Genomic DNA, 4,710 nt, shown 5'->3' with positions numbered 1-4,710 from the left:
TCTCGTTTCGCCCCCCCCCCGGGGGCCCCCCCCCCGGGGGGGGCGCGGGGGGGGGGGGGGGCCCCGGCCCCCCCCCCCCCCCCCCCCGGGGGGGGGGCGCGGGGGGGCCCCCCCCCCCCCCGCTTCGGGTGATGACCGCGCGCGTCAGGTCGGAAATTTGGCGCGCCAGAGTGTGTCCGCGCGCAGGGTGCGGGCACTTAGGGTCAGGAGTCAGACGTGATCCAGCAGGAGTCGCGACTTCGCGTCGCTGACAACACTGGGGCCAAGGAGATCCTCACGATCCGCGTCCTCGGTGGTTCCGGCCGGCGCTACGCGGGTATCGGTGACGTCATCGTCGCCACCGTGAAGGAAGCCATTCCGGGTGCCGGTGTGAAGAAGGGCGATGTGGTCAAGGCCGTCATCGTCCGCCAGAAGAAGGAGAAGCGCCGCGCGGATGGCTCGTACATCCGGTTCGACGAGAACGCCGCGGTGCTGATCAAGCCGGACGGTGGTCCGCGCGGGACCCGCATCTTCGGCCCCGTCGGCCGCGAGCTGCGCGACAAGAAGTACATGAAGATCATTTCGCTCGCGCCGGAGGTGCTGTGATGAAGATCAAGAAGGGCGACACGGTCGTCGTGATCTCCGGCAAGGACAAGGGTGCCCGGGGCAAGGTCATCGCGGCCTACCCGCAGCGCGAGCGCGTCCTCGTCGAGGGCGTCAACCGGATCAAGAAGCACACCAAGGTCTCCCGGACCGAACGCGGTGCGCAGTCCGGCGGCATCGTCACCCAGGAAGCGGCCATCCACGTGAGCAACGTGATGGTGGTCGACTCCGACGGCAACCCCACTCGCGTGGGCTACCGGATCGGCGAGGACGGCAAGAAGGTCCGCGTCTCTCGCCGCAACGGGAAGGACATCTGATCATGACTACCGCAGAGAAGATCGTCCCCCGGCTCAAGACCCGGTACCGCGACGAGATCCGCCCGGCCCTGCAGCAGGAGTTCGAGTACGCGAACCCCATGCTGGTGCCCGGCGTCGTCAAGGTCGTCGTCAACATGGGTGTCGGCGACGCCGCCCGGGACAGCAAGCTCATCGAAGGCGCGGTCCGCGACCTGACCATCATCACCGGTCAGCGCCCCGAGATCCGCCGGGCCCGCAAGTCCATCGCTCAGTTCAAGCTGCGCGAAGGCATGCCGATCGGTGCGCGCGTCACGCTGCGCGGCGACCGCATGTGGGAGTTCGTCGACCGCCTGGTCACCATCGCGCTGCCGCGCATCCGTGACTTCCGCGGCCTGTCGCCGAAGCAGTTCGACGGCAACGGCAACTACACCTTCGGGCTCAACGAGCAGTCGATGTTCCACGAGATCGACCCCGACTCGATCGACCGTCCTCGCGGTATGGACATCACCGTGGTGACCACGGCCACCACCAATGAGGAAGGCCGGCGGCTGCTGCGCCACCTGGGCTTCCCGTTCAAGGAGCAGTGATGTCGGGTATCGCTGGGCGTCGAAACAAGGAGAACTGAGCCGATGGCCAAGAAGGCGCTGATCAACAAGGCCGCCCGCAAGCCCAAGTTCAAGGTGCGCGGCTACACCCGCTGCCAGCGTTGCGGGCGTCCGCGGTCGGTCTTCCGCAAGTTCGGCCTGTGCCGCGTGTGCTTCCGCGAGATGGCGCACGCCGGCGAGCTGCCGGGCGTGAGCAAGTCTTCCTGGTGAGTGCCCGCCCGCTGAGCGCCACCCGGTGACGGGTACGCTCGGCGGGCACCACCAGGTCTTTTGCCCGCTTCGGCGGGCGGGCGCGCGTGCGCGCCGCTGACATGAGCCTGCCGATCGAGCAGGCGTGATCCGACTTCGCCTAGGCCAGGATCCAGACCTCCCGCAGCGCGGGGCGCGTCCGGGTCCGTCGGAACCGGGTGAGAAAGGTGGACCAGGTCACCATGACGATGACCGATCCCATCGCAGACATGCTGACGCGTCTGCGGAATGGAAGCTCGGCTTATCACGACGAGGTCGTGATGCCGCATTCGAAGCTCAAGGCGAACATCGCCGAGATCCTCAAGCGCGAGGGTTACGTGACGGGTTCCCGTGCCGAGCAGGGCGAGAAGGGCCAGAACCTGGTCGTCGAGCTCAAGTACGGCCCGAACCGGGAGCGCAGCATCGCCGGCCTGCGACGGGTCTCGAAGCCCGGCCTGCGGGTCTACGCGAAGTCCACCAACCTGCCGAAGGTTCTCGGCGGACTGGGCATCGCGATCATTTCCACGTCGGGTGGTCTGGTGACCGACCGGCAGGCCATCAAGCAAGGCGTGGGCGGGGAAGTCCTCGCCTACGTTTGGTAAGGGAGGAGGAGCATGTCGCGCATCGGGAAGCTTCCGATCACCGTGCCCTCCGGCGTCGAGGTCACCATCGACGGGCAGGCGGTGACGGTCAAGGGGCCGAAGGGCACCCTGGAGCAGAACATCGCCGAGCCCATCATCGTCGAGAAGGATGACGACGGGTCGGTCCTGGTCAAGCGGCCGGACGATGAGCGGGAGAGCCGCTCGCTGCACGGTCTTTCGCGCAGCCTGGTCAACAACATGGTGCTCGGCGTCAGCCAGGGTTACCAGAAGAACCTCGAGATCCACGGCGTGGGTTACCGCGTGCTGCTCAAGGGATCGAACCTCGAGTTCTCCCTGGGCTACAGCCACCCCATCGTGATCGAGCCGCCGCAGGGCATCGAGTTCGCGGTCGACGGCGCCACCAAGCTGTCGGTCAAGGGCATCGACAAGCAGCTGGTCGGCGAGGTCGCAGCCAGGATCCGCAAGCTGCGCCGCCCCGACCCGTACAAGGGCAAGGGCGTCCGGTACGCCGGCGAGACCATCCGCCGCAAGGTCGGAAAGACGGGTAAGTGACCATGAGCGAGACAACCACTGCTACGAAGCGCAAGCCCGTGGGCAAGGACATCTCGACCGTGCGTCGGATCGCCCGCGCCAACCGCCACTTCCGGCTCCGCAAGAAGATCAGCGGCACGCCTGCGCGTCCGCGCCTGGTCGTGACCCGGTCCACGCGGCACATCGTCGCGCAGGTCATCGACGACGTCGCGGGTCACACGCTGGCGTCGGCCTCCAGCATGGAAGCCGACCTGCGCACCCTCGAGGGCGACAAGAAGGCCAAGGCGACCAAGGTCGGCGAGCTGGTTGCGGCTCGCGCCAAGGACGCCGGGGTCGAGAAGGTCGTGTTCGACCGGGGCGGCAACGCCTACCACGGCCGCGTCGCGGCGCTGGCCGATGCCGCTCGCGAGGGCGGCCTGGAGTTCTGACATGCGTACGACTGAGATGACAACGATCGAGAGGGACGCCTGATGCCTGGACGCACTCGGCGTGACGGCGGTTCGGAGTCCGGCGGCAAAGACCGCCGGGACCGCCGCGACGGTGGCCGTGGCGGGGCGGCCCAAGAGAAGAGCATGCAGTTCGAGCGCGTCGTGACGATCAACCGCGTCGCGAAGGTCGTCAAGGGCGGCCGGCGGTTCAGCTTCACCGCGCTCGTGGTCGTCGGTGACACCGACGGCATGGTCGGTGTCGGCTACGGCAAGGCCAAGGAAGTGCCCGCGGCGATCGCCAAGGGCGTGGAGGAGGCGAAGAAGAACTTCTTCCGCGTCCCCCGCCTCGGCGGCACGATCACGCACCCGGTGCAGGGTGAGGACGCCGCAGGCGTCGTCATGCTGCGCCCGGCCAGCGCCGGTACCGGTGTCATCGCCGGTGGCCCGGTGCGCGCGGTGCTGGAAGGCGCCGGCGTGCACGACGTGCTGAGCAAGTCGCTGGGCAGCGACAACCCGATCAACATCGTGCACGCCACCGTGGCGGCGCTGAAGAGCCTGCAGCGTCCGGAGGAGGTCGCGGCCCGCCGCGGTCTGCCGCTGGAGGACGTGGCTCCCGCGTTCATGCTGCGCGCCCGTGCCGGTCAGGGGGCGTGACGTGGCACAGCTGAAGATCACTCAGACGCGTGGTCTGGTGGGCACCAAGAGCAACCAGCGGGACAGCATGCGCACCCTCGGGCTGCGCAAGATCCGCCAGTCGGTTGTTCGCCCGGACGACGCGAACACGCGTGGCCTGATCAAGGCCGTGCACCACCTGGTGACGGTTGAGGAGGTCGACTGATCATGGTCATCAAGATCCATGACCTGCGGCCCGCGCCGGGTTCGAACCGGGACAAGATCCGGGTCGGCCGTGGTGAGGGTTCCAAGGGCAAGACCGCGGGCCGCGGTACCAAGGGCACCAAGGCTCGCAAGACCGTCTCCCCGCGCTTCGAGGGCGGGCAGATGCCGATCCACATGCGGCTGCCGAAGCTTCGCGGCTTCAAGAACCGCAACCGCGTGGAGTACCAGGGCGTGAACCTCGGCCGCCTGGCCGTTGCGTTCCCGAACGGCGGCACCGTCGGTCTCGACGAGCTGATTTCGGCCGGTCTCGCCAACAAGGGCGAACTGGTGAAGATCCTCGGTGGCGGCGAGCTGGAGGGCGTCAAGCTGGACGTCACCGCGCACGCCTTCACCGGCAGCGCGCAGGAGAAGATCACTGCCGCGGGCGGTTCGGCGACCAAGCTGGACAGCTGAACGACGCGGTGATCCGGTCGTGGGGGGCGGGGGGCCGGCGGGGGGGGGGGGGGGGGGGGGGGGGGGGGGGGGGGGGGGGGGGGGGGGGGGGGGGGGGGGGGGGGGGGGGGTGGGGGGGGGGGGGGGGGGGGGGGGGCGGCCGGCCCCG

Annotated in this window: 10 protein-coding genes; all 10 read left to right on the top strand. The window is 68.9% G+C overall.

Annotation, left to right across the window (positions count from 1 at the left end; genetic code table 11):
• Window positions 1-216: 216 nt before the first annotated feature.
• The 10 genes from rplN to rplO all read left to right on the top strand — a co-directional run bounded on the left by rplN (window position 217) and on the right by rplO (window position 4,562).
• Window positions 217-585, top strand: coding sequence for a 50S ribosomal protein L14 (rplN, locus tag LCD33_RS02375; protein ID WP_224956653.1), 369 nt, complete (start codon window positions 217-219; stop codon window positions 583-585).
• Window positions 585-899 (top strand): 50S ribosomal protein L24, encoded by a 315-nt coding sequence (gene rplX, locus LCD33_RS02370; protein WP_224956651.1) that lies wholly within the window; start codon window positions 585-587, stop codon window positions 897-899. The genes rplN and rplX overlap by 1 nt, the downstream gene beginning before the upstream one ends.
• A 2-nt stretch (window positions 900-901) precedes the next feature.
• Window positions 902-1,465 (top strand): 50S ribosomal protein L5, encoded by a 564-nt coding sequence (rplE, locus tag LCD33_RS02365; protein ID WP_224956649.1) that lies wholly within the window; start codon window positions 902-904, stop codon window positions 1,463-1,465.
• A 42-nt stretch (window positions 1,466-1,507) separates the two neighbouring features.
• Window positions 1,508-1,693 carry a type Z 30S ribosomal protein S14 gene (locus tag LCD33_RS02360; RefSeq protein ID WP_184476381.1) on the top strand — a complete coding sequence of 62 codons (186 nt, stop codon included), beginning with the start codon at window positions 1,508-1,510 and terminating at the stop codon, window positions 1,691-1,693.
• Window positions 1,694-1,914: 221 nt separating this feature from the next.
• A complete protein-coding gene (gene rpsH, locus LCD33_RS02355; RefSeq protein WP_184476384.1) occupies window positions 1,915-2,313 on the top strand; it encodes a 30S ribosomal protein S8 in 399 nt (132 codons plus the stop codon).
• 12 nt (window positions 2,314-2,325) lie between these two features.
• Window positions 2,326-2,865, top strand: a complete 540-nt coding sequence (rplF, locus tag LCD33_RS02350; RefSeq protein ID WP_224956647.1) for a 50S ribosomal protein L6 — start codon at window positions 2,326-2,328, stop codon at window positions 2,863-2,865.
• A gap of 2 nt (window positions 2,866-2,867) precedes the next feature.
• A complete protein-coding gene (gene rplR, locus LCD33_RS02345; protein ID WP_255614166.1) occupies window positions 2,868-3,272 on the top strand; it encodes a 50S ribosomal protein L18 in 405 nt (134 codons plus the stop codon).
• A gap of 42 nt (window positions 3,273-3,314) precedes the next feature.
• Entirely contained in the window at window positions 3,315-3,926 is a 612-nt protein-coding gene (gene rpsE / locus LCD33_RS02340) for a 30S ribosomal protein S5 (protein WP_184476393.1), read from the top strand.
• 1 nt (window position 3,927) lies between these two features.
• Entirely contained in the window at window positions 3,928-4,110 is a 183-nt protein-coding gene (rpmD, locus tag LCD33_RS02335) for a 50S ribosomal protein L30 (RefSeq protein WP_224956643.1), read from the top strand.
• Between the two features lie 2 nt (window positions 4,111-4,112).
• Window positions 4,113-4,562: a 50S ribosomal protein L15 gene (rplO, locus tag LCD33_RS02330; RefSeq protein ID WP_224956641.1), complete on the top strand. Its 450-nt coding sequence runs from the start codon at window positions 4,113-4,115 to the stop codon at window positions 4,560-4,562.
• The last annotated feature ends 148 nt before the right edge of the window (window positions 4,563-4,710 follow it).

Origin of the sequence: Saccharopolyspora sp. 7B (assembly GCF_020177435.1) — a bacterium.
GTDB classification, from domain to species: domain Bacteria; phylum Actinomycetota; class Actinomycetes; order Mycobacteriales; family Pseudonocardiaceae; genus Saccharopolyspora_C; species Saccharopolyspora_C gregorii.
Note: the sequence above shows the minus strand (reverse complement) of the source record. Positions and strands in the feature narration are given on the sequence as shown.

Bases quoted from the DNA above. Each gene is read 5' to 3' on its own strand.
- rpsH (WP_184476384.1), top strand. From the start codon at position 1,915: ATGACGATGACCGATCCCATCGCAGACATGCTGACGCGTCTGCGGAAT.
- rplE (WP_224956649.1), top strand. From the start codon at position 902: ATGACTACCGCAGAGAAGATCGTCCCCCGGCTCAAGACCCGGTACCGC.
- rplX (WP_224956651.1), top strand. From the start codon at position 585: ATGAAGATCAAGAAGGGCGACACGGTCGTCGTGATCTCCGGCAAGGAC.
- rplO (WP_224956641.1), top strand. From the start codon at position 4,113: ATGGTCATCAAGATCCATGACCTGCGGCCCGCGCCGGGTTCGAACCGG.
- rpsE (WP_184476393.1), top strand. From the start codon at position 3,315: ATGCCTGGACGCACTCGGCGTGACGGCGGTTCGGAGTCCGGCGGCAAA.
- LCD33_RS02360 (WP_184476381.1), top strand. From the start codon at position 1,508: ATGGCCAAGAAGGCGCTGATCAACAAGGCCGCCCGCAAGCCCAAGTTC.
- rplF (WP_224956647.1), top strand. From the start codon at position 2,326: ATGTCGCGCATCGGGAAGCTTCCGATCACCGTGCCCTCCGGCGTCGAG.
- rplR (WP_255614166.1), top strand. From the start codon at position 2,868: ATGAGCGAGACAACCACTGCTACGAAGCGCAAGCCCGTGGGCAAGGAC.